Genomic DNA, 22,793 nt, shown 5'->3' on the forward strand with positions numbered 1-22,793 from the left:
GAAAACGCGGCCTTCGGGTCGCGTTTTTGTAGTGGTACGGGGCCAGATTGGGGGCTTGTGCTGCTGCGGGGCATTGGCTATAGCGGCGGCGTGGGTTGTTAGCTCAGTTGGTAGAGCGTCTCGTTTACACCGAGAATGTCGGCGGTTCGAGCCCGTCACGACCCACCATTTTCAATGACTTAGCAGATCACTCGGCCTCTGTGTTCCCAATCCAAGCGGGCGTGTTCCCAATTTCTGGAATCAGCAGCATTGTTGCGGCGTTCATATGTTCACCTTTTGCCCGCCGCGTGTAGTGCTTCGCCATGCGCTCGGAGAGGTGGCCAAGCATAGATTTCACCCGATCAATCCCGCCAAAAATCTCGGGGTTTCGCGCTACGGCATTGGCGATCATCGTCGCGTTGGTGTGGCGCAGTCCGTGGAATGTCGGCTGGAAAGCACCCTCGGCATATTCTGCCACGGTGGCGGGACGCAGCTTCAGCCGGATCAATTCTTTGGTCCACGACGCGCCGAATCCTGAAGGCGTCCAGGGCTTGCCGCGCGAATTGGTCAGCAGGGGTCGCTTGGGGTCCACAATGGCCGCTTTGCGCCGTGCTGCGCGCTCGATGTCGATGATGGCCAGCACGACTGGATGCAGCGGCACCGGCACCGCCGTGCCTGTCTTGCCTTGCGACAGATACCACACGCCACCATCGACGGTGTGATCTTGCAGGCGAAGTAGCACATTGCCGCGGCGCTGGCTGGTATAGACCGCAGCCAGCACCACCTTGACGATCTCAGGCTTGCCCTTCTCGATCAGCGTGGCGAGATCTGCCTCTGGCCATGGTTCGTAAGATCCTGCGCTTTCGACGCGCTCGATCTTGCGGCAAGGGTTCACATCGGCAAAGCCGCGCGTGCGACCCCAGCCAAATACACTGCTGATGTCATCGAGGCGGCGGTTCGCAGTGGCGGGGCGATCTGACAGGCTGTCATAGAGCGCTTGCACATGGATCGGGCGAATCGCAGAGGCTTCGAATTTCCCCCATCGCTCGCCCATCAGATCCAGCGCCAGATTGCGGCCCGATTTCGACGCTGCCGGCAGGCGCTTGTATTTCTCGCTGAGGCGATGTTGGCGCACTAGCTCGGCCACGCCAGTGGGGCTTGCAAGAGCATTTGGCGCCATGCCGAACACCGCCTGGTGTGCTGCATCATAGGCGGCGCGGTATTCTGCTGAAAAGGGATGCGGCAGCGGCATGCGGGTCTCTTTGCCATCGCGCACGACGCGGAAATAAAAATACTCCCGATAGCCGCCGCGCTGCTTTCTGATGACGTAGTCTTCTAGCCGTAAATCAGCCGCCACGGCTTGCCCTCAATATCGGATCGTCATCATCTGCGGTGCCAGATCCGATTCCGTCCAGCTTTTTCTCGATCTCGGCCCATTTCCAGCGCAGCGTGCCACTGGGGATGCGCTTGGGTTTGGGAATATATCCGAGCTTCACCCAGCTGTGGATTGTCGCCTCGCTGGCATCCAGCAGTTCGCACAGCGTGCTGATCGAGACATAGCCGATCAGGCGCGGCACAGCCTCGCTTTGCTGCGGCAGGTTGACGATCGTGGCGTGTGGGTGCTGGCCCATTATCGCTGATCCTCGCTGTTGGCGGTTATTTGTGCGGCGGCAGCCCATCTGGCATCGACAATGGCCCAGTAGAGCCGACGCGCTTCTTCGACGGTGCGGCGCACGATCTCGGCTGGCGGGATGGGATAGAGTCCCCATCCGCCGCAATCGTTGCACTCGACAAATACGTGCCGATGATCGGTGATGGGGCCATAGCCATTGCTTTGGCCAATAATTCCCTCACGGCGCAGCGCGCATGCTGGGCAGGGCTCGCAGTTGCCGTGAAGGGTGTGGTCAGTCATTTGTTCGCCGTCTCCAACAGCACGTCGGCGTGGCAGGGCGTGTCGGGCTTGCACCAGCAGGCGAGGTTCTTGCCGCGCAGCTCGGCTCGGATAGCCGCTACAAGGGCGGATTGCTCTGGGCGCGAGAGATAGTCGCGGAACAGGCTGACCAGATATTCCTGGCTGCCGTCGCCATCTTGCCCCGCTTGATAGGGATTACCCCATCGTGTGCTACGGTCGACCTTTGCGGTGTTCTCTGGCATCCGCCAGCCTTTGGCGCGGGAAAGCTTAATCCGTTGAGGCATCTTGGCCTCCAATGTGATCTCGATCGGAAGCGGGCGGCGCGAATGGAGCGGAAAAGAGCATGATCCACATCAGGCGGATGGGCGCGATGAACACTGCGACGGCGCAACCCAACACCAGCGCGCGGCCAATGATTTCGACGCCCGTCATGCTGCCACCTTGGGGAACTGCGACCATTCCACGCCATCCAGTAAGCGGCCTGCGCGTTTCTTGCCGACGCGAGTCATCAAACACGGGGTGAGTTCACCCCATCGCCGTTGAAGATCGGCGGGAACATTGATCGTGTTTTGAAACAGGTGGCCTTCGTTGGTGACGATAACGGCAGCGCGTGTCGGCTGACTGCCATCCATGTATTCCCCCCACTGCTTGAACAGGATCGGCACGCCAGCGGCTACGCATTGATCGCGCAGGGATCGCGCCCAGTCGGGGTGCATCGGGCGGGCATGGGGGCCGCTCTCGCCGCCGACGATCACCCAATGCGGGCAACCCGGAGGGCCATCAAGGCCACCAGTGCCGCGCAGCGCGTCAAGGATGACGGAGGCCCGCAGGTCTGGACGTGCTATCGCAATTTCGGTCAAATCCACCGGCCCCAGCAACGGCTCGGCGCTGATGAAGCGGATGGCGGCGGGGGTGGCCAGTAGGTGGGGGATGCGCAGATCGGCGCTGGCTTGGTCACTGACTGAGGTGCCGAGCCAGACGTTTGGCAGGGGCCAGTGATCGCGCTGTGCTTCAGAAGTGCCTTGCGCGAGGATCTCTGTCGGCAATACCGCAGCCCATCTTGCCGAATAGTTCAGATACTCCCGCGCGCTCTCGGGGCGTTTGGTCAGCACCTGAAACGTGTGCTGCGAGGCCAGCGCCATGACTGCGAAAACCTTGTCGATCCATTCATCCGGCACCGAGGGGTGAAACAGATCGCCGTGGGCGCACACGAAGATCCTGCGGGGTTTCTTCCAGCGCAGGGGTTGATCCAGCCATCCCTCGTTGAAGCGCACCTCGCCGGTGAACTTGGATTCGCCCGCCGCGTTCTTGCGGGCAAGTCCGTTACGGCTGGGGTGGTTGCCGATGGCGGGCCAGCTGGTGATCAGGTGGGCGGCGTAGCAATGGCGGCACCCCTCATCCGTCTTTCGCCATCACCACCCTGCAAAACAAGCTGCTCTGGCTGGATACGATCCCGGCCTTTTTGCAGGGCACGATCACCATCACCTCCGGCGCTGGCTTGCTCGCTGGTCTGATCAACCCCGTATAAGGAGCCGCAACGTGGCCAAGATTACCAACCCCTCCAAGCGCCCGCTTACGCTCAACACGGGGCACGTTGTCCCTGCGGGTGGCGAGCTGACAACCACCAATGACGTTCTGCGCAGCACCGACAATGCGCCGATGCTGGGTGGCCTTGCCCGGTCCGGGCAGATCTCGCTCGAGTACGACCCCGAAATCGACCCTGACGGTATCGCAGTTCCGCTGACTGTCATCGAGGCGCGGCCGGAAGCTGAGGCGCAGGCCGAGGCAGATCGCCAGCTTGCGATCGCGGCAGAAGAAAATGCGGCCGGTTTGAAGGCTCTTGCTGAAAAGCTGGAAGCCGATGCCGCTCCGCGCAAGAAGTAACCACCCCAACCCCACCACATAAAGGGAGCCTGACATGGCTGCTATTTCCTACATCGGGGCGGTTGTTGCCGTCTCCGCCGCTACGCCCGCGACCGAGGACGCCTCGGGCTTCGGCGCTCTGACCTATACCACTGTCGGTCAGATGATCAGCTTCGGTGAAACCGGAGACGAAGCCGAGGACATCACGATCCCGCTGCTGGCAGGGCGCACCCTGCACGTCAACGGCGCCAAGAACGGCGGCTCGCGTGCCTTCGCGTATCAATATGAGGTCGCCGATTCCGGTCAGGTCATCCTGCGCGCGAACAACAACAGCAACGTCACCGTCTCGGTCAAGATCACCGACCCTGACGGCAAGATCGAATACTTCCACGGGCGCGTTGCCAACATCAAACGCACCGAGCGCACCTCGTCTGCCTACAAGGGCGAGGCTGGCGAGTTCCGCGTAAATAGTAACGTGATCACCGTCTAAGCCATTCGATCCGACTTCGGTTGGGCCGATAGGGCAGAGGCGACATGGTTCACCGTCTCTGCCCGCCATGAACCAGAACCCAAGGATATGAGATATGGATTTCTCGACCATCAACGCCAAAGCCGACGCCGAAGAAGGCGCGATCCTGCACTTCGCGCACCCGCAGCTGGGCCACCCGCTCTACACGGGCGAAGGCGCGGACAAGCTGGGCGTGCTAATCAACGCCGATCTGCCACACGAACCTGTCACCGCCCTTGTGCGCGGCATGGAAAGCGCGTCGGTGCGAGCCGAAGCCATTCGTATGGAAAAGGTGCGGATCAAGACGGGCAAGAACGACGAAGCCGGGATGAACTTCCTCTGCTCGCTGATCATCGAAATCAGCGGCGTCATGGATGGCGCGCGGGTAATCACCGCGACCCCGGCTGATCTGAAATGGTTCTTCGGTCGTTCCGATGATCTGGGCAAACAGGTGCTGAACTTTGCGCAGGAAGCGTCCAATTTTTTCAAGGACGCCTCGCACAGCTAAAACTGGCGGCGAGGCAATACGGCTTTCTGCATTCCAAGCCCAAGCTGTTCAAAGACACGCGCGGTGCAATACTGAAGGAGTTGGGCAGGCCTTTGGGTCTGCCTGACATTCCAGCCGGAAACTACCTGCTGACGGCCCTATTCGATGCGGGGCCGTCAGAGCAGCACCCGATGGGCGATGAGGTCGGGCTGTCGTGGGTGTCGCTGGACGCCTTCGGGCGTGCCACGGGTGCTATCAGCGAGGCTTGGGAATACCAAGCCCTGCATGACATGAGCGCTGCTTATGTCGCTGCCAAGATTGAAGGTGCGGACGTGTTTGCGATCCCGCCGGTTGAGCAGGATTAGGAGGCACCTCAGAACGACCGGTTAAGCCCGCTTAAGCTGTCCGGCTTGCGCTAGATGGTAGGGCCTCACAAGCGGATCAGCCGGAATATGCCACTCTCGACTGAGTTTGTGGATCATTTCTACGGTCAATGCGCGCCGCTTATTCAGCACCTCAGACGCACGAGGGGCTGACCCTAAGAGAGCCGCAAAGTCAGCTTGGCTATGACCGGCACTTTCCATATGCGCGCGGATGACTTCAACCGGGTCAACTTCCGGCATGGGAAAATTCTTGTCCTCGTAGTGCTCAACGAGGTCAACAAGCACGTCGAGTTCGTTGCCGTTTTCAGTGCCAACTTCTGCGCCCCAGAGGGCTTCAATGCGGGCTAGAGCAGCGTGGTGATCTGCTTCGGTTTTGATGGGTTTGATGTCCATTGTGTGGTGACCAATGATGTATATGGGAAGTGGTAGGGTTTGGTAGCTGGGCCAGATAGATTGGATGTTGGTAGGTTCCTTAGAAGATTGATACGGTTAGCGCATCAACGCGATCATACTCGGCATGGGTGCCGAGGAACTTGATGAAGGCAATCCCTCGAATGAAGTCGAAGGCGCAGATTAGGCGGAAGTCCCCACCACCGATCTCAAAGCGCACACGCTCACCGTTGAGAACGCGCGCCTTTGAAAAGGTGGCCTGAACGTCATTTGTCGTTGCCCAAGTGGCAGCTGCGGTCACGCGATACCAGTGTTCCAAAGAAGCGCGCGCCAACGGGTGAGTGTTTCCAAAGGTGATAAGTGTGTGGCGCGCAATGATCCGCATGGCTGATATCCTGTTCCCGTATTGGGAATATGCGCCTTGCGAGAGGTGATGTCAATACGTTTTCTCAAAATGGGAAAATACAGTGGGGCCTGTCTACCCGGAACAGGTGCGAACACGGGGGGGGGGGGGGGGGGGGGGGGGGCGATCATGCACGGCGTGCGCAAGATTGGTGATTACTACCGGAACCGGATCGGAACTATTGGAGAACGTTAAAGAACCAGCCCGCAGTACTCACACTTTTTTCAACGCACTATATGTTGTGTCAAGTGACCTTATTCCTCGACAAAGGCGCGCTATCTAGGGGCGAAACCGGGTCAGGTCAAGCAATCTTTGTGCTTGTCAAAGCGCGTAGATGTGCCACCGTAACAGGGTGAGATGCATGGAAAGGAGGCTGAGTATCGGTACTAAGCAGGGTTACTTGGGGCGGGAAACAGCCAAGCATGTTCTTCTTTAAGCACCTCGAACCTCCGAGCCAGCTCTGTAGGATCTTGCTTGGGGTCCTTATAGCCCGCGATGATTTCACCCATTTCGGCGAGGATCTCCCCTGATCGACGCATACGAAATTCATAGTCAGTTTGCGGGTCAGGCTCGGGATACTTTTCGTCCAATATCTCCACGACTAGGGAGTTTACAGACGCTTCGCCAGCAGCAGCCTTCACCCGCTCGTAAAGGGGAGTGGGAATGCGAACCGTATATCGGGTGTAGCCATCATCTCTGCTCATGCGGCTTCATCACGGGATTCGTGTAAAAAGTCAACAAAGAGGATTGACCACGAATTTCGTGAGGCATATATGTTGTTCACGAACCTCGTGAAAGGAGTGCCATGTTTGAGAATGATGAAATGACGCGCATTACCATCGCTGTCCCCGCAACGTTGCGGGCGCTGATGAAGGCGAGTGCGGCGAAGAACGACAGATCGTTCAGCGGTGAGATTGTTCATTGCTTGAAGATCGGGTCCGGGTGGAAACCGGACGGTGCGGCAGCGGGGGGTTCGTTTGGCGACCAAGCCCCCGCTGCCGGAAGTGAAGCCGCCGCGCACTAACGCGGCAAAACCTCAACACGCTGACGAAAGGACTCATCAGCATGTCTATCTATGAACGTAACATCGACGGCGGCGCATTTGAAGCCACCGCGAATATCAATCCTCTCCTATTCGAAAGCGAACATCTGGTTCGTCAGATCGACTTGGACGGCGGATTGTGGTTCGTCGGCACTGATGTTTGCAAGGTTCTCGGGCTTGCAAACCCGCATTCTTCACTTGCTCTGCTCGATGAAGACGAAAAGTGGGTCCATACTATGGATACCCTTGGCGGCAATCAATCGCTGACAATCGTATCTGAGGCTGGCGTGTACCGGCTGGTGTTCAAATCTCGCAAGCCTGTCGCTGAACGTTTCAAGCGGTGGCTGGCCCATGAGGTTATTCCATCTATCCGCAAGACGGGCAGCTACGGCGCTAAGGCCGAGGTCATGGTGGATACCGACGCGCGACCCTTCCCGCATTGGTCGATGGAAGAAATGCGGACCAAGCGTGGTATCGTTGACATGAACCGGATGCTTTACGGCATCATGGCTGCGCAATGGATCGCACCGCAACTCGGGTTCCCCGTGCCGCCCGTTGAACTGGTGGAAAATGGCCGTCAGATGCGGATGGTTCTCGTCCCGCAGGTGGATGGCGAACAATGAGTGGCCCGGAAATCGTAGACGTTGACGCCAACGGAGAGCGTCTGGACGGCGCATCGATGCTCACTGCAACCAGAAAGGCAATTCGCGCTGGTTTCATGGTCAATGTACCAATCTTGCGCCGGTATCCTGATGGACGCTTGGTCGATGGCCACGAGGCGCGCATAACGGCCAAAGGCATGGCCGTTGCTTCGCGGGAAATGACCAAGGGCGAAGTTCGCCACTAAAACAAATCGGCCCCCGGCTGCGCTGGCACGCGACCGAGGGCCTCAACCCCAACAGGTCAGTCCTTGGATGCTGCAACAAACTCGCGGATTTGCCTCTGCTTCTGGTCAACTTCGGTCACCAAAATGTTGCGATATTTTACGAGGTCAATTTCTTCCGAGAAAAAAGCGTCAGCATCAATGTTTGGGTGCCGACGCGCGAGATACTCGCGAAACACTTCCCGATCATGCTTCGCACCTAGAAGCCTCGGGTCGTCTTTCGGGTATAGGTCCGGATACCTCGCCGGGCTTTGCGAATAGTAGTAGGCGGCCTTCGTGAAAAATAAATCTCTTTCATTGGAGAGGTCATCCGGTAGGGCCTGTTCCAGCAGGTCAACTATGAATGAATTCATAGACTTGCCTGATATCTTGGCGGCATCAGTGACGCGTTGCTTGAGGTCGGCCGGGAGGCGGATGCCGAGGGGGGCTATATCCCTTACGCGCGTGGAATCGGTTTTCTTTTCTGACATGCTCACTGTGTAGCAAGTTTTCTATTGACGGCAATAATAACACTGTGTAGTCATTTGTGTAGCTACACAGTGTAGGAGGTTGTATGCAAAGACAGGGTCACCCACCGTTAGGAGTTCGGATGCCCGCCGATCTAAAGGAGTGGATTAAAGAAAAGGCAAAGCGCGAGGGGCGCTCGGCAAACAACTTGGTCGTCCACCTTTTGAATACGATCAGGTCGCAGGCGGAGGCCGCAGACCAAAAATAAAGGCCGCCAGAGGGTGCAACCTCCAACGGCCTTCGATGAAACCCCATCTGCAAAGAAAGGCTCTGCGCATGAATATGCCAGCAAACCCAGCCATTTTCAATGGCGACGTTATCACTATGTCCAGCCGCGAAATCGCCGAACTCTGCGACAAGCGCCACGACCACATTTTGCGTGACATCGAGAAGATGCTGCAAGATATCGACGCCCCCAACTTTGGGGCGGTTGATTTTGAGGGCAAGTATCAGGACAGCAAGGGGGAGTGGCGCAAAGAATACCGCCTACCCCGCGATCTGTCTGTGACACTGATCACTGGCTACCGCGCCGATCTGCGGTATCGGGTGGTGAAGCGGCTGGAAGAATTGGAAGCCGAGAAGGCTAAAGGTGCGTTTCAGATTCCGCAAACCTTCGGGGATGCACTTCGCCTTGCGGCTGATCAGGCCGAACAGATTGAAGCAATGAAGCCAGTTGTCGCCGCGATGGAGCGTTTGGGGGCGTCGGAAGGTTCGGTTATCCCGCGTGTGGCGGCAAAGGCGCTGGAAGTGCAGGAAAAAAAGTTCTTCCAGTGGCTTTATGCGCACAATTGGGCGTTCAAGCAGGGCAAGACGTGGCAGGGATATGCCGAGAAGATCAAGCAAGGCTATCTCGAACACGAGACGATCACCTACACCGTGGAGGAAACAGGGCAAGAACGCACCAAGGTTCAGTTGAAGATCACGCCGAAGGGCATGGCGCGGCTGGCGCAGATTTTCACCAAGGAAGGGGGTGCAGCATGATCCGCCTTTCCGACCTGTTCCGCGATCCGCGTATCGCTAAGGCATTCCGCCGTGCCGAGCGCGACAACGGCGAGGCCTTCGCGGTGCCGGAAGCCCCGAAGCCCGTCAGCCCGATGGGCGCATTGGTGGAGGAAATGGCATGAACCGCCGTCAACTCTTGAGTGCAGCCCCGCTGGCCGCAGTCGTTGCTGCCATCCCCGCGATTGCATCAGCGGGTGCTGATACGCCGATATCTATACTGTTCGCTGAATGGCAAAGGCTGATTGCGCTGGCCAGCGATGAGGGGCTTCCCGAAGCTGATTTCCAAATTCTTTATGAGAACTGTCGCGAAATCGAAACGAAACTGATCATTTTGCCAAGTGAAAACGCAGCCGATCTGGCGCGCAAAATCTTCGCTTTCACAAACGATGGCGACCACACGCTGGACGGACCAAATGCGGAGCCGATCTGGAAAGAACTGCGCAGTCTGGCGCTGTGAGTATACGAAATATAGCAAAGCGCGGGGCGGCTCAGGTCGCCCCGTGATGCGGTTAGGGGATCGGTGCGCCGTTCACGTCGAAGGCCTCAACGATTTCGACAGAAATTGTGAGAGGCTGTTTTGCTTCGATAGGTAATTGCGGCCCATAGAGTAGCACCGTTGAAGTTTCAGAAGGCTCAATGCCGCCAGGTACATCCGTTTTGCGGCTCTTAGCCTTACCCCAAGGCACAGTTCTGCCTTTTCCGACTACCGTCACGTTGTAGCGTAGCGCTGCAATAGCCACCAACCCTTCGTTTTCTACTTCGCACTCAACCAGCATACGCGAAGGCGTCTCATGTTCTGTGAGACGACAATTCACCGCCTCGAGCGCAGATGCGCTGGTTGGCACAAGCAAGAACACACCCAAAAGCAACCTGACCATACTGAGCTACTCCCCAACTCTTGGACAGATTTCCGGGTGAGTTAAGCTACTGCCTGCCTCTGCTGATCGGTTTCGATTGCGTTGAAGTAGACCACGGCGGGCGGTTGTCCGCCATGGGCGGCGTGGGGCCGCAGGTGGTTGTAGAAGGTGATCCAGTGCCCGACGCCGGCTTTGGCCTGTGACCCGGTTTCCCAGGCGTGCAGGTAAGTGATGTCGGCGCACCAGACTTGGTTGGGCCGGTCGATCCGCAGCCCACCCAGCAGATAGGGGTAAGTCTTGTGCCCCTTCGCAGGCCTGCTGGTGTTGGGTTTTTGGTAGATCGGCATCAAGCGCATAAGGCGCATCAGACGCCGGATGCGCTTTTCGTTCACGGCATGACCTTCATTCTGCAGGTGCCATGTCATTTGCCGGACGCCATAGAAGGGCGTCTCCAGAAACTGCTTGTCGGCCAGCAGCATCAAGTCGAGGTTCATCGCAGTCTCTCCTTGCGGCGCGTAGTAGAACGACGACCGCGAGATCGATAGCAGTCGACACTGCGCCCCGACCGACAGCGTGGGGTGGGTCCGTTCGATCATGCCACGCCTCACTTCCCGGTCCAGGGCTTGAGCTTTCTTGCCAAAAAATCGTTGGCGACCGCCAGTTCTCCGATCTTGGCATGCAGCTCGCGGACCGTATCCTCGGCGACCTCAGCGGTGGCGACCGCCTTGCTGCCGCGCTCAAAGATGCCCGTGGCACCTTCCAGAAGTGCCTTTTTCCATTGATGGATCATCGTCGGATGGACCTCATAGGCGGTCGCCAATTCCGACACCGTGCGCTCACCCTTCAACGCCTCCAACGCCACACGCGCCTTGAAGGCTGCGTCATGGTTCCTGCGTTTCGACATCTCTGTTCTCCTCGTGCTTGGAGACCAGCAGACTTCAGATCGTAGCTTCCGTCACTGTCCGATTTTCGGGGGGTAGCTCATACGTCCCTCCATCAATGGAGCGGACGATGCGGGCCTTTGCAAAATCCAGCAAGGATAATCTCGATGAGCAGCTTTGCCGAACTTGACTTGGTGGCGGACACCTCTGGGCTTCTAAAGGGTGAACTAGGTCTCGATTCAATCACACGCAAAGCCAAAACGACTGAAGCCGCAACTGTCAAAATGGCCGACCGGATTAACGATGCAGCGCGCCGAGCCGCAGTTGGTTTGGGAGCGATGGCCGCAAGCTTTGCAACCATGAGGACGATCAGCGCAGCAGTTGATGCCGCGCGTGATTTCAATGCAGAAATCGCCAACACCGCAACTCTGATCGCAGGAACGCCACAGCAAATTAAGGAGCTTGAGGAGGCGGCTCGGGGCATGGCGCGGACCTTCGGCACAGATGCGGTGTCTCAGGTAAAGGGCTTCTATGAGGCGCTGTCTGCGGGTTCTGCGACCGTTGCAGATGCTGCGCTTGTCATGGATGCGGCCAACAAGCTGGCGGTTGGTGGCCAAACTCAGGTTGCTACTGCAGTCGATGTGCTGACAACGGCAATGAACGTATACACCAAAGAGGGACTGACTGCCGCATCTGCATCTGATGCTCTTTTTGTCGCGGCCCTTGCTGGTAAGACCACAATCGGCGAATTGTCCGAGGCGCTTGGCCGCGTTTTGCCGTTGGCGCAAAACCTTGGAGTCAGCTTCGATGAAGTCAACGCAGCAGTAGCGGCTCTGACCAAGGGCGGCATTGCCACCAGTGAGGCCGTCACGGGTCTGCGCGCGGCAATGACGGCCGTGCTTGGTCCATCGAAAGAAGCGCGCGATCTTGCCAAACAGCTTGGTATTGATTTCAGCGCAGCAGGCCTGAAAGCAAAAGGCTTCTCTGGCTTCATGGCTGATGTGGTTCAAAAGACCGGCGGCAGTTCAGAGGCCATGCAGAAGTTGTTCGGGTCGGTCGAGGCCACCACTGTCGCGCTTTCCATGGCGGGTGCTGCAGGCGGCTTCATGTCTGAAATCATGGTCCAGATGGCAGAAAAGCTGGGGGCTACGCAGGCAGCTTATGACAAAGTCGCCGACAGCCTTAGCGGTCGCCTGAACATCGCCACAGCGCAATTCAGTGATCTGTTATTGCACCTTGGCATGATGATCTTGCCCCCTCTGGTGACGCTGATGGAGGCCGCGGCGGCAGTTGCTACGCTGGTCAGTGACAACCTCGAACGGCTCTCAGTTTATGCCGCCGTGGCTGCCGCTGCACTTGTGATTTCAATGACGCCAGCCATCATCGCGGCGACGCGCCTCGGCATCGGGTCCGTTAACGGCGGCGGGGCTATCACCCTAGGCGGCGCTCTGACGCAAGTACGCATCACCCGCTCTGGCGCAAACACATTCGACGCCGGCAGCGTCTCCATCATGTGGGAGTAAGCCATGCCCAACACCTTTGACATCAGCACGGGCGTTTTCACCGCTGATCCTGATTATGTCGCGCCCTCCTTCCCTGAGCAGATCGCGAACAAGCGTGCGGGAGCAACCCTGCCTCGGTCCAGCTTCTGCATCGCCTTGCGGCAGGCCGGGGTGCTGTCAACTGCGGATGCCATCGCAGCGGCCAAGGGCGACTGGCCTGCATCTTTCGCGTCAGCGTTGTCCGGTATGCCGCAAGGTGATCAGGACGATGCTCAAATCCTCTGGGCTGCGGCGACACAGATCGAGCGCAATCACCCGCTGCTTGCCATGATGCAGGCGGTCATTGGCTGGTCGGATGAACAGATCGACGCGCTGTTTGGGATCGAAGCATGACACATGAAAGCAAACCCATGATTGAAAATTCCGACCGTGGCATCACGATGGCGAAGCCTTTGGCTCTAACCATCGTTCTCAGTTTTTCTAGCCTTATTTGGTACGGCAGCGCAACGATCTCGAGCCTGAGCAATACGACGCAGGCTGTCACTACGGCGCTCACAGTCATGCAGGCATCCAACGCCCAAGTCGAAGGCCGGGTGCGGATCCTCGAGAACAACGCCGCTGCTGGCCTCGCCCGCTATGACGCGCTCAAGCAATCGCTGGATGAGGTCAAAGAGCAGCAGCGCGAAACCAACGATCTGCTGCGGCAGATTCTGCAGGGTGGCAAGAAATGACCCGCGCCATGTTTTACCGGGCTGTCAGGCCGATGTTTCATGGCATCCTATCACAGGCTCAGGTGGACGGCATAGAGGCTCTGCTTGCCGCCACCGAGGGCCTGCCGATCACGCACCGCGCCTACCTGATCGCGACGGCGAAGCATGAGACCGCCGATACAATGCAGCCCATCGCCGAATATGGCAAAGGCCGTGGCAAGCCCTACGGCAAGCCGGGGCGGCACGGGCAGGCACAGTATGGGCGCGGCTATGTGCAACTGACATGGGATGAGAACTATGAGCGGGCGGACAAGGCTTTGGGCCTGAACGGCGCACTGCTGAAAGATTTCAACCTTGCCATGCAGCCGACTATCGCCGCGAAGATCCTCGTGCGCGGCTGTATCGAAGGCTGGTTCACAGGTAAGCGGCTTTCCGACTTCCTCCCCGGCGATTATCGCGGCGCGCGGCGGGTGATCAATGGCACCGATAAGCAGGACATGATCGCAGGCTATGCGCGCGAATTTGAGGCGGCGCTGCGGCTGTTGCCGGAATTAGTGGCCATCCAAACCCCGGAAATTGCACCAACTACGCCAAAAATACCAACGATTGTTGGAAATTCTAGTGGCCAACCTACCCCCTCATTCTTCGCCCGCTTGATCGCGTGGCTAACTGGCAAAGGAGCCTGACCATGTGGGATAAAGCCCGCCTGACGTTTTACACCGCCACCGCTCTAGGCGCTGTCGCGGCTCTCGCTGCGCATCTGGGGTATGCTGCCTATGACGCGGCATCGAATACCGTAGACCTTGGCCCGATCAACCTCAACGCTCTTGCGGCGCTGATCGTGGGCGTGATTGGCGCTCCGGCTTTGGCTGCCATTGCGCTGGTGAAGGGCTGGGGGGCGCGCAAATGATCAAGCGCCACAGTGGAATGATCGTATCGGATTGGGACGTGACACCTTTTAGCCATCGCGCTGAAGGATATTGTCCGCAGCCCGATGTTGACGAAAGCCGACATGATCGGGTTAGCGCCTTGCTTGGTCCGGATGGTAAGCCGCTGATGGTGGGCTACGCGCGGCCTGCGCTGGGGTTTGATCTGCGACCGCGCAATGGGGGCCGCAAATGATCCTCTCAGCCATCATCGCCAAGGCCATCCCCTACCTGCTCGGCCTCGTAGGGCTGTTGGGCGTCTATTGGCGCGGGCATCACAATGGCGCAGTCAAAGCCACGCGCGAAGTGATGGAAAGCTACCGGAAAACAGCAAAGGCGATTGACCATGCAGATTTGGGCACTGGGGCTAGCGATATTGAGCGTGTGCGGCGGCTGCGTGAGTTCGCGGATAAGCGATGATGCGCTTGCCTCCGCTCTGGACGCGCCCTTGCGGCGGTGTGCGGGCGCGCTTTCGGGCGAGGACATGCCAACCGCGCGGGAATTTTGTTTGCCCGTGGTGGCGATTTATGAAGCCGCAAGGCAGTAGGAGTTAGCTATGCAATACGGTTTTGGCATCAGCCTGACAATGCAGCGCCCTGCGGCGGGGGGCGGGGGGGGGGGCCAACTCTTGCTGTTCTGCCGACAACCCCGACGGCGCGCTGGCATCCGCAATTCTCGTCGGTATCCCTGACAGGCGGGCGCGTTGTGTCTGCCTCGGATATTCAAGGGCTTGCTGGGCTTACCGAAGGCGGCGTAGGCATTGGGCCGAAGGGAATGACGGATCTGAATGGCCGCAAGTTCTGGCGGTTCGAGGGCGCTGAATTTCTCAATGTCGCCACGGCACTTGCCGCAGCAGACAATAGGGCCTTTGCTGTATTCATGGTTGGCCGGGTTCACCGCGCTAGTCCTGTCCCAGTTAATAACATATTTGGGCTTGGCAATGTTGCTGCGGGTACGGTTGTTAATACGGGTAATGCCGAAATGACTTCCGCAGTTGCAGCTAATAGCGCGCCTCTATTACGGTCGCACGGAAGCGCAGGGTCTCTAGATGCCACTAACGCGCCGTGGATGGTTTGCGGGGCGCAGCTACAAGTTCTTGGCGTTGTATCTCGCACAACTGCCAACGGAGGAATACGTCTAGCAACTGTATCTGTCAGGACGTCGGGGTTGCCCATTTCTGACGGCTCTTGCACAACGCATTAGCGATGGTGACCAGCTTTCTGGCGACGGCGGTGATGATGACCTTGTGCGGTTTTCCGGCCTTGCGGAGGCGATCTGCGAAGGATCTCAGGCTTGGGTTATGATGTGCCGCGACCAAGGCTGCTTGGAACATCACATGCCGCAGGGCACGGCGACCACCGGCGATGGCCCGTTTCCCGCGAAGTGTTCCGCTGTCATGCGCGACCGGAGCCAATCCGGTGAGTGCGGCAGCTTCTTCGCCGGTGATGGTGCCGATCTCAGGCATTTCGGCGATCAGCATTGAGCTGGCAACCGGGCCTATCCCCGGGATGGAGCGGAGAACGGTGGCCATTTCCGACAGGTGATCATCGCTTGCGATGGCCCGGGTGATCCTGTCTTCCAGTTCCTTGATCAGGATATCGAAACGTTGCTTCAACTCAGTGTCGATGTCCTCGAACATTGCGGCGGTGCCGAGTTTCTGAAGCGCGCGGAATTGGGCCAGCAGCCGTTTGCGCATCTCAACCAGCTGGGCTCGTTTTGACGTCAAAGCTCTAAGAAGGCGCAGCTTTTCGGCGGGACGACGGCGGCCTGCTTCGGGCCGGAAAGCGAAAAAGCGGGCGATGAGTTCCGCATCTATCCGGTCGGTCTTGGCGCGCGTGCCGCGGCTTTGCGCAAACGCTTTCACCTGAGCGGGGGGCACCTGGCGGGCTGCAACGCCTTCTACCTCCAGAAGCGCCCAGAGCTGCCATTCTTGACCGCCACTCGACTCAAAACAGACGACGGCATCTCTGTCCCGGGCAAGATCCGCCACAACAGCATGACCTGCCGGAGCGTTTGGCACTCTGCAGCGATGCCCGTCGGGCAGGCAATGAAGGTCCAGCCAGTCGCGGCTAACATCTATGCCGATGATGCGGCCATGTGATAGATTATCCATGCTCTCTTCCTTCTGGTGCGCGGTCCTGAAAAGGCCGCAATCAACTGTTCGAGACGATGAAGAGAGGCGGTGCCGACAGGCTAGAAAACGTGGTCTTGCCACAAGGGTCAGACGTCGCGCACCACCCCGCCATCGGCCCTGGCCGGGACCGGTGACGGGGCCAGTTTAGCAGAACGCAGATACAGAAGGGTCAGGACCTATTGATTTTGCAACGCAGCCGTGATTCAGGCTCCGCAAGGAGACTGAGCAATGAGCAACCTTTACTGGCTGACGGACGAGCAGATGGCTCGACTTAAACCCTTCTTTCCCAAGAGCCACGGGGTGCCGCGTGTCGATGATCGTCGGGTCTTGAGCGGCATTATCTTCATCAATCGCAATGGCTTGCGTTGGTCTGACGCGCCGAAGGAATACGGCCCGGCGAAGACGCTTTACAACCGTTGGAAGCGATGGGGCGACATGGGCGTCTTTGCCCGGATGATGGAAGGGTTGGCCTCCGAGGCGGCGGTCCCGAAGACGGTGATGATCGACGCGACCTATCTCAAGGCGCACCGCACGGCTTCAAGCCTTGGGGTGAAAAAGGGGGGCGCGGTCGTCTGATTGGCCGGACCAAAGGTGGCATGAATACCAAACTGCATGCCGTCACTGACGAAAACGGCCGACCGATCCGCTTCTTCATGACCGCAGGTCAGGTCAGCGATTACACCGGCGCTGCGGCCTTACTGGGCAGCTTACCCAAAGCGACGTGGCTGCTGGCTGACCGGGGTTATGACGCCGACTGGTTCCGAGACGCCCTGAAAAACAAGGGGATCACGCCTTGCATCCCCGGCCGGAAGTCACGCGCGAAGCCTGTCAAATACGATAAACGCCGATACAAACGCCGCAATCGGATTGAGATCATGTTTGGCCGTCTCAAAGACTGGCGGCGGGTGGCAACACGTTACGACAGATGCCCAAAAGTCTTCCTCTCCGCCGTCGCTCTCGCCGCAACCGTCTTGTTCTGGCTTTGACGATCAATGAGTCTGGACCCTATGCAACCTGATGTTTTCTATGATTCTGAGCGACTTGTATCGCGGATTAAACGCTATGTTCGCCATCGGTTCACGTCTTGGTAGGTTCCCCGAACCAAGGAGCGGTTTGTAGATTCACCCCGCCCCCTGAAACGCAAAAGCCCCCGCCTGTTACAGCGAGGGCCTAGCGGGCTGGCAGGAATCGGCCACAGCCATCGTTGGCGCAATGCTCTCCTGCTGAGTGGGGCGAACCCCTGCCGCGTTTCCGCGACCTGCCTAGTGAACGCTATCCGCGCTCTGGGCTGTTGCGCCACGGGAGGGCTAGCCTCCGTATTCTTGCAGCGTGAGGTTTACAACGTCTCACAAGGCAATAGGCGCAACAGGCCAGAAAGCGGTTGCACGGATACCCGCCGTGCCGGGTAGATTGGCTGAGTTTGAGGCGCATGGTCCATAGGTGGCCACCATCACCATTGCCGTCTCTTTGGCGCACCAAACGTCTCCACAGCATCCCTGTGGTCGCCGGGGCTATGGCTGCCCCACTGAGCCTTCGCTCGCCTATCACCCTAGGCGCGGGGTTTGTTTGCGCACGATGTAGGATTCGAACCTGCGATGCGGTTGATGGCAATCGCCCGCATGGCCACTTTTGACGGTGACTGCAATGGGCCAACTCTGCCAATCGCGCCCGCCCACCATAGCCCATCTCAGCGCGCGGGGGAATCCCCTACATGATCACCCACCACCAGCACGCCCCGCCGCCGATGATGGCGGGGATGATCCACCAGCTTGTCATAGCCCGTAAGCGATGCCATATGCCGGAGTGTCTGCTCCAGTGACACGATACACCGCACCAATGGGTGTCGGGTGTGTGCTGTCGCCCTGATAGTAGGTTGCGCTGCCAGCATCGGCGACATCCTCAAAAATGGTTGCGCCTGCCACTTGGATCAGATCAGTGCTGATGATCGACAGCTTGCCATCGTAGGATTGACCTGCGTTTGTCAAGGTGTCAGTGAGAAACTGTGCCGCCCGGATGAGTGGGCGATACGCATAAATTTCTGTACCTGCGCTGGCGATATTTGCCATTACTCGCACCGTCCACCCTCGCTGCAAAACGCCTGTTGTTGTGGTGTTCAAGTAGGCCACTATATTTGCATAATGCTGCGCGGCAGTTAGCCCCCCGGACGCAAAATCATTTCGCCCGATCTCAAAAGCCAAGGCGTTTTGACCGCCAGACAATGACATTGCCGCCCAACTGCTAACTGCATCGCGCTTTGTAACAAGGTTAGAAACTTGGTTGCCTGACGCACCCATGTTGACCACGCGCCAGTTTGCTGGGATGCGGTTTGCGCCCGGTTCGGAAAGTATCATCCCGGAGGATATGCCAGAAGTTACCGCTGTTGTGCCTTGGGTGATGCTATCGCCCTCAAGCACGATCTGGTTAACAATTGTTGCAATATTATAGTTAGCTTGAAACGCAGCCTGAATGGCGTCTTGCTGGCCGTTAGACAGTGTGCCCGAGTAAACTGCCATCTCGTAAAGGTCGAAGCAGCCCCAATTGCCCGAGGTGCTGGGGCTGAATGGGTAGCGGCCAATCTCAGCGCCATTGATGCCACTAGCCGCGATACTTGACTGGGCTAGGTTCACCGTAGCTTTATCGTTTATTGCTAGGGTCCAGACTCATTGATCGTCAAAGCCAGAACAAGACGGTTGCGGCGAGAGCGACGGCGGAGAGGAAGACTTTTGGGCATCTGTCGTAACGTGTTGCCACCCGCCGCCAGTCTTTGAGACGGCCAAACATGATCTCAATCCGATTGCGGCGTTTGTATCGGCGTTTATCGTATTTGACAGGCTTCGCGCGTGACTTCCGGCCGGGGATGCAAGGCGTGATCCCCTTGTTTTTCAGGGCGTCTCGGAACCAGTCGGCGTCATAACCCCGGTCAGCCAGCAGCCACGTCGCTTTGGGTAAGCTGCCCAGTAAGGCCGCAGCGCCGGTGTAATCGCTGACCTGACCTGCGGTCATGAAGAAGCGGATCGGTCGGCCGTTTTCGTCAGTGACGGCATGCAGTTTGGTATTCATGCCACCTTTGGTCCGGCCAATCAGACGACCGCGCCCCCCTTTTTCACCCCAAGGCTTGAAGCCGTGCGGTGCGCCTTGAGATAGGTCGCGTCGATCATCACCGTCTTCGGGACCGCCGCCTCGGAGGCCAACCCTTCCATCATCCGGGCAAAGACGCCCATGTCGCCCCATCGCTTCCAACGGTTGTAAAGCGTCTTCGCCGGGCCGTATTCCTTCGGCGCGTCAGACCAACGCAAGCCATTGCGATTGATGAAGATAATGCCGCTCAAGACCCGACGATCATCGACACGCGGCACCCCGTGGCTCTTGGGAAAGAAGGGTTTAAGTCGAGCCATCTGCTCGTCCGTCAGCCAGTAAAGGTTGCTCATTGCTCAGTCTCCTTGCGGAGCCTGAATCACGGCTGCGTTGCAAAATCAATAGGTCCTGACCCTAGACACGTCTCGTTTACACCGAGAATGTCGGCGGTTCGAGCCCGTCACGACCCACCATTTTCAATAGCTTAGCGCAGCATTTGACCCGGTGGTTCCCAATGGCAATCCGGAACGGCGTTGCTGTGGATCAGCTGATTTCTGCATATCGGCGGTTCGGGCGCGCATGAGTGTTGGCGCGATAGCCTGTTCCCCATATGGTTGCACAATATTTGGTCGGCACGTGTATGGCAGCAGGAGTCATCATGACGGTTTACGCAGGCAGCAACTCTCCGGACACTTTGTTTGACGGGGCGGGCGATGATATTATGCGCAGCTGGCTGGAGGGCAATGCGACCGGAGATTTCGGACCCGTCAGCGATGCTGATCTGCTGGTGGCGGATCAGGGGCAGGATACGTTGTTGGGGGGGGCTGGCAACGACGCGCTGTATGGCGGTGCCGAGAATGACAATCTGCACGGCGGCACCGGTGAGGACACGCTGTATGGTGGCGCGGGCAATGACCTGATCCAAGGCGGCACCGACAATGATTTGATCTTCGTCGGCGCGGATGAGGGGGCCGACAGCATTGATGGCGGCTCTGGCTTGGATTTTTTGGTGTTTGACCGCAGCGGCTCGGCTTTGGCGCTGAATTTCTCGATTGCAGAGCCGGGAATCGCGCAAAGCTTGGCGGATGGCAGCTGGTTTTTTGGCATCGAGCGGATGCTGTTTCGCGGTGGTGAGGCGGCGGACTTCGTTGGGGGCGGCGCCTATATGGATCAGCTTTTCGGCAATGGCGGCAGGGATGTGTTGCGCGGCGGTGGCGGCGTGGATGAGCTTTATGGCGGTGTGGGCGGGGATAACCTTTATGGCGGCGGCGGCGATGATCTGATGGTGGGATCGGGCGGCACCGACGCGCTTTATGGCGCGGCAGGCAATGATCAGCTTTATGGGGGTGCTGCGCGTGACATGCTGCATGGCGGGGAAGGGGCCGATGCTTTGGCCGGGGCCGCGCAGAACGATAGGTTGTTTGGCGATGGCGGCGCGGATTCCTTATGGGGCGAAGATGGCGATGATCAGCTTTACAGCGGTTTGGGCGATGATCAGGCCGTGGGCGGCGCGGGTGATGATTTCCTGAGCGGTCAGGGCGGCAATGACAGCCTGTGGGGTGAGGTCGGCAATGATACGCTGGAGGGTGGCAGCGGAGAGGATTATCTTTACGGCGGGGCGGGCAATGACGTGGTCTATGGCCGCGACGGCGAAGATCTTCTGTTCTCGGACAGCGGCGATGGCATTGATCTGCTGAACGGCGGTGCGGGTCTGGACTACGCCTATGTCAACCGCAGCGCCGCGACGCAGGCGATCAGCTTCAGTCTTGCGGCCTCGGTGACATTGTCGGATGGCACCGAGCTGACCTCGATTGAGCGGGTGTTTTTCACTGCGGGCGCGGGGGATGATGCGCTTGCAGGCGGGCGTTACGATGATGTGCTGGTGGGCGGGGTTGGCAATGACACCTTGGTCGGGGGCATGGGGGCGGATACGCTGACCGGGGACAGCGGTGCGGATATGTTTGATTTTGTGGTGCGGCCGCTGGCGACCATGGTGGATGTGATCAGTGATTTCGAGGTGGCAGATGATACGATCCGGCTGGATCATCTGGTGTTTACTGGAACTGCGGTGGGTTCGCTGGCGACTACCGCTTTTGTCAATGGCAGCGTGGCGTTGGATCAAGATGACAGGGTGCTCTATGACGCCACGACGGGCGCGCTGTGGTATGATCGTGATGGCACCGGGGTCGCAGTGGCTGTGCAGTTTGCACAAGTTACGGCGGAGTTTGGTCTGACGGCGGATGATTTCACCATCCTCTAAGGGTTGCGCGATCACGCACAGAAGCCGCGCGCAAAGCGATCTATGGTGCGACGATGGTTGGGCCTATCTTTGCTTCAACAGATGGAGGCGAATATGAGTTGGAATCCTTTGCTGGATGCGTCGATCCCGATGGGCGATCAGGTCGATGCGATTGAGGCGCTGATCATTCCGCGTGCGCGGGATTTGGGCGGGTTTGAGGTGCGTCGGGCCTTGCCCTCGGCGCAGCGGCAAATGGTCGGGCCGTTTATTTTCTTTGACCAGATGGGGCCTGCCGAGTTTCTGACCGGCAAGGGCGTCGATGTACGTCCGCATCCGCATATTGGTTTGTCCACCGTGACCTATCTGCTGCAAGGCCGGATGCACCACCGTGACTCGCTAGGCAGCGATGCATGGATCACGCCGGGAGAGGTCAATCTGATGCAGGCGGGGCATGGCATCACCCATTCCGAGCGCACCGATGGCGCTTTGCCGCAGACGTTGTTTGGTTTGCAGACCTGGCTCGCCTTGACCAAAGCACAGGAGGATGCGCCGCCCGCGTTTCACAATCTGGGCGTGGATGCGCTGCCGTTGTTAGAGGCAGAGGGCAAGCAGGTGCGGTTGATTCTGGGCTCGGCTTGGGGGGCGAAGGTGCCTTTGGATCTGTCATCGGAGACCTTCTATGCCGATGCGACGCTGTCGCCGGGGGCGTCGCTGCCTCTGCCGGATGAGCATGAGGATCGTGGGGTATATGTGCTGCAAGGTGAGCTCAGCCAAGGTGGGCAGACCTATGGCGTGGGTTCGATGCTGGTGTTCCGGCCCGGTGATGGCATCTCGGTGAAAGCGGGGGCAGAGGGCGCGCGGATCATGCTGCTGGGGGGGGCCACGATGGATGGGCCACGCCATATCTGGTGGAACTTTGTCGCCTCCAGCAAAGAGCGGATTGAGGCCGCGAAAGAGGCGTGGCGGGCGGGGGATTGGGCGCATGGGCGCTTCCAACTGCCGCCTGCGGACCACGATGAATTCATCCCGGCACCAGATCATTGAAAAACCCAGATCGTTGAAAAACATCGGTGAACCTGCTTGACGCCGCTTGGCCCCTTGCGTAATACC

At 58.6% G+C, this 22,793-nt stretch carries 34 protein-coding genes, 1 tRNA gene and 1 pseudogene; 21 read left to right on the forward strand and 15 right to left on the reverse strand.

Annotated features, from left to right (window positions below; genetic code table 11):
- The first annotated feature begins 92 nt into the window (after positions 1-92).
- Positions 93-168: transfer RNA gene (locus ACS5RD_RS15240), tRNA-Val, on the forward strand.
- Positions 169-187: 19 nt separating this feature from the next.
- Here the strand turns inward: ACS5RD_RS15240 and ACS5RD_RS15245 are convergent.
- Genes ACS5RD_RS15245 through ACS5RD_RS15270 form a run of 6 tightly spaced genes read right to left on the reverse strand, consistent with a single transcriptional unit; the run spans position 188 to position 3,258 of the window.
- Complete coding sequence (locus ACS5RD_RS15245) at positions 188-1,336, reverse strand: tyrosine-type recombinase/integrase (RefSeq protein WP_489928113.1); 1,149 nt, start codon at positions 1,334-1,336, stop codon at positions 188-190.
- A complete protein-coding gene (locus ACS5RD_RS15250; RefSeq protein ID WP_489928114.1) occupies positions 1,326-1,610 on the reverse strand; it encodes a helix-turn-helix transcriptional regulator in 285 nt (94 codons plus the stop codon). Before ACS5RD_RS15250 ends, ACS5RD_RS15245 begins: the two co-directional genes overlap by 11 nt.
- Entirely contained in the window at positions 1,610-1,891 is a 282-nt protein-coding gene (locus ACS5RD_RS15255) for a hypothetical protein (RefSeq protein ID WP_489928115.1), read from the reverse strand. The genes ACS5RD_RS15250 and ACS5RD_RS15255 overlap by 1 nt, the downstream gene beginning before the upstream one ends.
- On the reverse strand, positions 1,888-2,175 hold the full coding sequence (locus tag ACS5RD_RS15260) for a DUF4326 domain-containing protein (RefSeq protein ID WP_489928116.1): 288 nt from the start codon (positions 2,173-2,175) through the stop codon (positions 1,888-1,890). Before ACS5RD_RS15260 ends, ACS5RD_RS15255 begins: the two co-directional genes overlap by 4 nt.
- Entirely contained in the window at positions 2,159-2,323 is a 165-nt protein-coding gene (locus tag ACS5RD_RS15265) for a hypothetical protein (RefSeq protein WP_489928117.1), read from the reverse strand. Before ACS5RD_RS15265 ends, ACS5RD_RS15260 begins: the two co-directional genes overlap by 17 nt.
- On the reverse strand, positions 2,320-3,258 hold the full coding sequence (locus ACS5RD_RS15270; protein ID WP_489931386.1) for a phage Gp37/Gp68 family protein: 939 nt from the start codon (positions 3,256-3,258) through the stop codon (positions 2,320-2,322). The genes ACS5RD_RS15265 and ACS5RD_RS15270 overlap by 4 nt, the downstream gene beginning before the upstream one ends.
- 172 nt (positions 3,259-3,430) lie before the next feature.
- On the opposite strand from ACS5RD_RS15270, the gene ACS5RD_RS15275 reads away from it, so the two are divergent.
- From ACS5RD_RS15275 to ACS5RD_RS15290, 4 genes are all read left to right on the forward strand, one after another.
- Positions 3,431-3,775, forward strand: coding sequence for a hypothetical protein (locus tag ACS5RD_RS15275; protein ID WP_489928118.1), 345 nt, complete (start codon positions 3,431-3,433; stop codon positions 3,773-3,775).
- Positions 3,776-3,809: 34 nt separating this feature from the next.
- Positions 3,810-4,244: a hypothetical protein gene (locus tag ACS5RD_RS15280; RefSeq protein ID WP_489928119.1), complete on the forward strand. Its 435-nt coding sequence runs from the start codon at positions 3,810-3,812 to the stop codon at positions 4,242-4,244.
- A 94-nt stretch (positions 4,245-4,338) separates the two neighbouring features.
- Positions 4,339-4,770, forward strand: coding sequence for a hypothetical protein (locus ACS5RD_RS15285; protein WP_489928120.1), 432 nt, complete (start codon positions 4,339-4,341; stop codon positions 4,768-4,770).
- Between the two features lie 92 nt (positions 4,771-4,862).
- Entirely contained in the window at positions 4,863-5,114 is a 252-nt protein-coding gene (locus tag ACS5RD_RS15290) for a hypothetical protein (protein ID WP_489928121.1), read from the forward strand.
- A gap of 21 nt (positions 5,115-5,135) precedes the next feature.
- Here the strand turns inward: ACS5RD_RS15290 and ACS5RD_RS15295 are convergent, their stop codons facing one another.
- The 3 genes from ACS5RD_RS15295 to ACS5RD_RS15305 all read right to left on the reverse strand — a co-directional run bounded on the left by ACS5RD_RS15295 (position 5,136) and on the right by ACS5RD_RS15305 (position 6,629).
- Positions 5,136-5,525: a helix-turn-helix domain-containing protein gene (locus tag ACS5RD_RS15295; RefSeq protein ID WP_489928122.1), complete on the reverse strand. Its 390-nt coding sequence runs from the start codon at positions 5,523-5,525 to the stop codon at positions 5,136-5,138.
- 79 nt (positions 5,526-5,604) lie between these two features.
- A complete protein-coding gene (locus ACS5RD_RS15300; protein ID WP_489928123.1) occupies positions 5,605-5,907 on the reverse strand; it encodes a type II toxin-antitoxin system HigB family toxin in 303 nt (100 codons plus the stop codon).
- 404 nt (positions 5,908-6,311) lie between these two features.
- Positions 6,312-6,629, reverse strand: coding sequence for a hypothetical protein (locus ACS5RD_RS15305; RefSeq protein ID WP_489928124.1), 318 nt, complete (start codon positions 6,627-6,629; stop codon positions 6,312-6,314).
- A 119-nt stretch (positions 6,630-6,748) separates the two neighbouring features.
- Between ACS5RD_RS15305 and ACS5RD_RS15310 the strand changes: the two genes are divergently transcribed.
- Genes ACS5RD_RS15310 through ACS5RD_RS15320 form a run of 3 tightly spaced genes read left to right on the forward strand, consistent with a single transcriptional unit; the run spans position 6,749 to position 7,814 of the window.
- The gene (locus ACS5RD_RS15310; protein ID WP_489928125.1) at positions 6,749-6,949 is read left to right on the forward strand and encodes a hypothetical protein; all 201 of its coding nucleotides are present in this window, start codon (positions 6,749-6,751) and stop codon (positions 6,947-6,949) included.
- A 41-nt stretch (positions 6,950-6,990) separates the two neighbouring features.
- Positions 6,991-7,590, forward strand: coding sequence for a BRO-N domain-containing protein (locus tag ACS5RD_RS15315; RefSeq protein ID WP_489928126.1), 600 nt, complete (start codon positions 6,991-6,993; stop codon positions 7,588-7,590).
- Positions 7,587-7,814 (forward strand): hypothetical protein, encoded by a 228-nt coding sequence (locus ACS5RD_RS15320; RefSeq protein ID WP_489928127.1) that lies wholly within the window; start codon positions 7,587-7,589, stop codon positions 7,812-7,814. The genes ACS5RD_RS15315 and ACS5RD_RS15320 overlap by 4 nt, the downstream gene beginning before the upstream one ends.
- 56 nt (positions 7,815-7,870) lie before the next feature.
- Here the strand turns inward: ACS5RD_RS15320 and ACS5RD_RS15325 are convergent, their stop codons facing one another.
- On the reverse strand, positions 7,871-8,320 hold the full coding sequence (locus ACS5RD_RS15325) for an Arc family DNA-binding protein (RefSeq protein WP_489928128.1): 450 nt from the start codon (positions 8,318-8,320) through the stop codon (positions 7,871-7,873).
- Between the two features lie 119 nt (positions 8,321-8,439).
- Between ACS5RD_RS15325 and ACS5RD_RS15330 the strand changes: the two genes are divergently transcribed.
- The 4 genes from ACS5RD_RS15330 to ACS5RD_RS15345 all read left to right on the forward strand — a co-directional run bounded on the left by ACS5RD_RS15330 (position 8,440) and on the right by ACS5RD_RS15345 (position 9,816).
- Positions 8,440-8,565, forward strand: coding sequence for a hypothetical protein (locus tag ACS5RD_RS15330; RefSeq protein ID WP_489928129.1), 126 nt, complete (start codon positions 8,440-8,442; stop codon positions 8,563-8,565).
- Between the two features lie 68 nt (positions 8,566-8,633).
- Complete coding sequence (locus tag ACS5RD_RS15335) at positions 8,634-9,338, forward strand: Rha family transcriptional regulator (protein ID WP_489928130.1); 705 nt, start codon at positions 8,634-8,636, stop codon at positions 9,336-9,338.
- Positions 9,335-9,481, forward strand: coding sequence for a hypothetical protein (locus ACS5RD_RS15340; protein WP_489928131.1), 147 nt, complete (start codon positions 9,335-9,337; stop codon positions 9,479-9,481). Before ACS5RD_RS15335 ends, ACS5RD_RS15340 begins: the two co-directional genes overlap by 4 nt.
- Positions 9,478-9,816, forward strand: a complete 339-nt coding sequence (locus ACS5RD_RS15345; RefSeq protein WP_489928132.1) for a hypothetical protein — start codon at positions 9,478-9,480, stop codon at positions 9,814-9,816. The genes ACS5RD_RS15340 and ACS5RD_RS15345 overlap by 4 nt, the downstream gene beginning before the upstream one ends.
- A gap of 52 nt (positions 9,817-9,868) precedes the next feature.
- On the opposite strand, the gene ACS5RD_RS15350 is transcribed toward ACS5RD_RS15345, so the two are convergent.
- Both ACS5RD_RS15350 and ACS5RD_RS15355 read right to left on the reverse strand, forming a co-directional pair.
- Complete coding sequence (locus ACS5RD_RS15350; protein ID WP_489928133.1) at positions 9,869-10,237, reverse strand: hypothetical protein; 369 nt, start codon at positions 10,235-10,237, stop codon at positions 9,869-9,871.
- A gap of 41 nt (positions 10,238-10,278) precedes the next feature.
- A pseudogene (locus ACS5RD_RS15355) lies at positions 10,279-11,120 on the reverse strand (IS3 family transposase).
- Between the two features lie 144 nt (positions 11,121-11,264).
- On the opposite strand from ACS5RD_RS15355, the gene ACS5RD_RS15360 reads away from it, so the two are divergent.
- From ACS5RD_RS15360 to ACS5RD_RS15385, 6 genes are all read left to right on the forward strand, one after another.
- Positions 11,265-12,620, forward strand: a complete 1,356-nt coding sequence (locus ACS5RD_RS15360) for a phage tail tape measure protein (protein WP_489928134.1) — start codon at positions 11,265-11,267, stop codon at positions 12,618-12,620.
- A 3-nt stretch (positions 12,621-12,623) separates the two neighbouring features.
- Positions 12,624-12,992: a hypothetical protein gene (locus ACS5RD_RS15365; RefSeq protein WP_489928135.1), complete on the forward strand. Its 369-nt coding sequence runs from the start codon at positions 12,624-12,626 to the stop codon at positions 12,990-12,992.
- A complete protein-coding gene (locus ACS5RD_RS15370; RefSeq protein WP_489928136.1) occupies positions 12,989-13,330 on the forward strand; it encodes a hypothetical protein in 342 nt (113 codons plus the stop codon). Before ACS5RD_RS15365 ends, ACS5RD_RS15370 begins: the two co-directional genes overlap by 4 nt.
- Positions 13,327-13,995 carry a hypothetical protein gene (locus ACS5RD_RS15375; protein ID WP_489928137.1) on the forward strand — a complete coding sequence of 223 codons (669 nt, stop codon included), beginning with the start codon at positions 13,327-13,329 and terminating at the stop codon, positions 13,993-13,995. Before ACS5RD_RS15370 ends, ACS5RD_RS15375 begins: the two co-directional genes overlap by 4 nt.
- 2 nt (positions 13,996-13,997) lie before the next feature.
- Positions 13,998-14,219, forward strand: coding sequence for a hypothetical protein (locus tag ACS5RD_RS15380; RefSeq protein ID WP_489928138.1), 222 nt, complete (start codon positions 13,998-14,000; stop codon positions 14,217-14,219).
- A 208-nt stretch (positions 14,220-14,427) separates the two neighbouring features.
- Positions 14,428-14,655, forward strand: a complete 228-nt coding sequence (locus tag ACS5RD_RS15385) for a hypothetical protein (protein WP_489928139.1) — start codon at positions 14,428-14,430, stop codon at positions 14,653-14,655.
- 733 nt (positions 14,656-15,388) lie between these two features.
- Here ACS5RD_RS15385 and ACS5RD_RS15390 read toward each other — a convergent pair.
- Entirely contained in the window at positions 15,389-16,348 is a 960-nt protein-coding gene (locus ACS5RD_RS15390; protein ID WP_489928140.1) for an IS110 family RNA-guided transposase, read from the reverse strand.
- 249 nt (positions 16,349-16,597) lie between these two features.
- Here ACS5RD_RS15390 and ACS5RD_RS15395 point away from each other — a divergent pair.
- A protein-coding gene (locus ACS5RD_RS15395) for an IS5 family transposase (RefSeq protein ID WP_489927796.1) occupies positions 16,598-17,355 on the forward strand; the annotation gives its coding sequence in 2 pieces (ribosomal slippage) (positions 16,598-16,916 and positions 16,916-17,355; 759 coding nt in all).
- Positions 17,356-18,141: 786 nt separating this feature from the next.
- On the opposite strand, the gene ACS5RD_RS15400 is transcribed toward ACS5RD_RS15395, so the two are convergent.
- Positions 18,142-18,996, reverse strand: coding sequence for an SGNH/GDSL hydrolase family protein (locus ACS5RD_RS15400; protein WP_489928141.1), 855 nt, complete (start codon positions 18,994-18,996; stop codon positions 18,142-18,144).
- A 43-nt stretch (positions 18,997-19,039) separates the two neighbouring features.
- A protein-coding gene (locus ACS5RD_RS15405; RefSeq protein WP_489927796.1) for an IS5 family transposase occupies positions 19,040-19,797 on the reverse strand; the annotation gives its coding sequence in 2 pieces (ribosomal slippage) (positions 19,040-19,479 and positions 19,479-19,797; 759 coding nt in all).
- A gap of 305 nt (positions 19,798-20,102) precedes the next feature.
- On the opposite strand from ACS5RD_RS15405, the gene ACS5RD_RS15410 reads away from it, so the two are divergent.
- The gene (locus tag ACS5RD_RS15410; RefSeq protein ID WP_489928142.1) at positions 20,103-21,704 is read left to right on the forward strand and encodes a calcium-binding protein; all 1,602 of its coding nucleotides are present in this window, start codon (positions 20,103-20,105) and stop codon (positions 21,702-21,704) included.
- A gap of 93 nt (positions 21,705-21,797) precedes the next feature.
- Positions 21,798-22,727, forward strand: coding sequence for a pirin family protein (locus tag ACS5RD_RS15415; protein ID WP_489928143.1), 930 nt, complete (start codon positions 21,798-21,800; stop codon positions 22,725-22,727).
- Positions 22,728-22,793 lie beyond the last annotated feature (66 nt).

This window comes from Cypionkella sp. PAMC25878 (genome assembly GCF_058135695.1).

Bases quoted from the DNA above. Each gene is read 5' to 3' on its own strand.
- ACS5RD_RS15295 (WP_489928122.1), bottom strand. From the start codon at position 5,525: ATGGACATCAAACCCATCAAAACCGAAGCAGATCACCACGCTGCTCTA.
- ACS5RD_RS15300 (WP_489928123.1), bottom strand. From the start codon at position 5,907: ATGCGGATCATTGCGCGCCACACACTTATCACCTTTGGAAACACTCAC.
- ACS5RD_RS15360 (WP_489928134.1), top strand. From the start codon at position 11,265: ATGAGCAGCTTTGCCGAACTTGACTTGGTGGCGGACACCTCTGGGCTT.
- ACS5RD_RS15385 (WP_489928139.1), top strand. From the start codon at position 14,428: ATGATCCTCTCAGCCATCATCGCCAAGGCCATCCCCTACCTGCTCGGC.
- ACS5RD_RS15335 (WP_489928130.1), top strand. From the start codon at position 8,634: ATGAATATGCCAGCAAACCCAGCCATTTTCAATGGCGACGTTATCACT.
- ACS5RD_RS15340 (WP_489928131.1), top strand. From the start codon at position 9,335: ATGATCCGCCTTTCCGACCTGTTCCGCGATCCGCGTATCGCTAAGGCA.
- ACS5RD_RS15265 (WP_489928117.1), bottom strand. From the start codon at position 2,323: ATGACGGGCGTCGAAATCATTGGCCGCGCGCTGGTGTTGGGTTGCGCC.
- ACS5RD_RS15315 (WP_489928126.1), top strand. From the start codon at position 6,991: ATGTCTATCTATGAACGTAACATCGACGGCGGCGCATTTGAAGCCACC.
- ACS5RD_RS15305 (WP_489928124.1), bottom strand. From the start codon at position 6,629: ATGAGCAGAGATGATGGCTACACCCGATATACGGTTCGCATTCCCACT.
- ACS5RD_RS15350 (WP_489928133.1), bottom strand. From the start codon at position 10,237: ATGGTCAGGTTGCTTTTGGGTGTGTTCTTGCTTGTGCCAACCAGCGCA.
- ACS5RD_RS15250 (WP_489928114.1), bottom strand. From the start codon at position 1,610: ATGGGCCAGCACCCACACGCCACGATCGTCAACCTGCCGCAGCAAAGC.
- ACS5RD_RS15365 (WP_489928135.1), top strand. From the start codon at position 12,624: ATGCCCAACACCTTTGACATCAGCACGGGCGTTTTCACCGCTGATCCT.
- ACS5RD_RS15380 (WP_489928138.1), top strand. From the start codon at position 13,998: ATGTGGGATAAAGCCCGCCTGACGTTTTACACCGCCACCGCTCTAGGC.
- ACS5RD_RS15415 (WP_489928143.1), top strand. From the start codon at position 21,798: ATGAGTTGGAATCCTTTGCTGGATGCGTCGATCCCGATGGGCGATCAG.
- ACS5RD_RS15255 (WP_489928115.1), bottom strand. From the start codon at position 1,891: ATGACTGACCACACCCTTCACGGCAACTGCGAGCCCTGCCCAGCATGC.
- ACS5RD_RS15260 (WP_489928116.1), bottom strand. From the start codon at position 2,175: ATGCCTCAACGGATTAAGCTTTCCCGCGCCAAAGGCTGGCGGATGCCA.
- ACS5RD_RS15285 (WP_489928120.1), top strand. From the start codon at position 4,339: ATGGATTTCTCGACCATCAACGCCAAAGCCGACGCCGAAGAAGGCGCG.
- ACS5RD_RS15390 (WP_489928140.1), bottom strand. From the start codon at position 16,348: ATGGATAATCTATCACATGGCCGCATCATCGGCATAGATGTTAGCCGC.
- ACS5RD_RS15375 (WP_489928137.1), top strand. From the start codon at position 13,327: ATGACCCGCGCCATGTTTTACCGGGCTGTCAGGCCGATGTTTCATGGC.
- ACS5RD_RS15345 (WP_489928132.1), top strand. From the start codon at position 9,478: ATGAACCGCCGTCAACTCTTGAGTGCAGCCCCGCTGGCCGCAGTCGTT.
- ACS5RD_RS15410 (WP_489928142.1), top strand. From the start codon at position 20,103: ATGACGGTTTACGCAGGCAGCAACTCTCCGGACACTTTGTTTGACGGG.
- ACS5RD_RS15330 (WP_489928129.1), top strand. From the start codon at position 8,440: ATGCCCGCCGATCTAAAGGAGTGGATTAAAGAAAAGGCAAAGCGCGAG.
- ACS5RD_RS15280 (WP_489928119.1), top strand. From the start codon at position 3,810: ATGGCTGCTATTTCCTACATCGGGGCGGTTGTTGCCGTCTCCGCCGCT.
- ACS5RD_RS15370 (WP_489928136.1), top strand. From the start codon at position 12,989: ATGACACATGAAAGCAAACCCATGATTGAAAATTCCGACCGTGGCATC.
- ACS5RD_RS15320 (WP_489928127.1), top strand. From the start codon at position 7,587: ATGAGTGGCCCGGAAATCGTAGACGTTGACGCCAACGGAGAGCGTCTG.
- ACS5RD_RS15310 (WP_489928125.1), top strand. From the start codon at position 6,749: ATGACGCGCATTACCATCGCTGTCCCCGCAACGTTGCGGGCGCTGATG.
- ACS5RD_RS15325 (WP_489928128.1), bottom strand. From the start codon at position 8,320: ATGTCAGAAAAGAAAACCGATTCCACGCGCGTAAGGGATATAGCCCCC.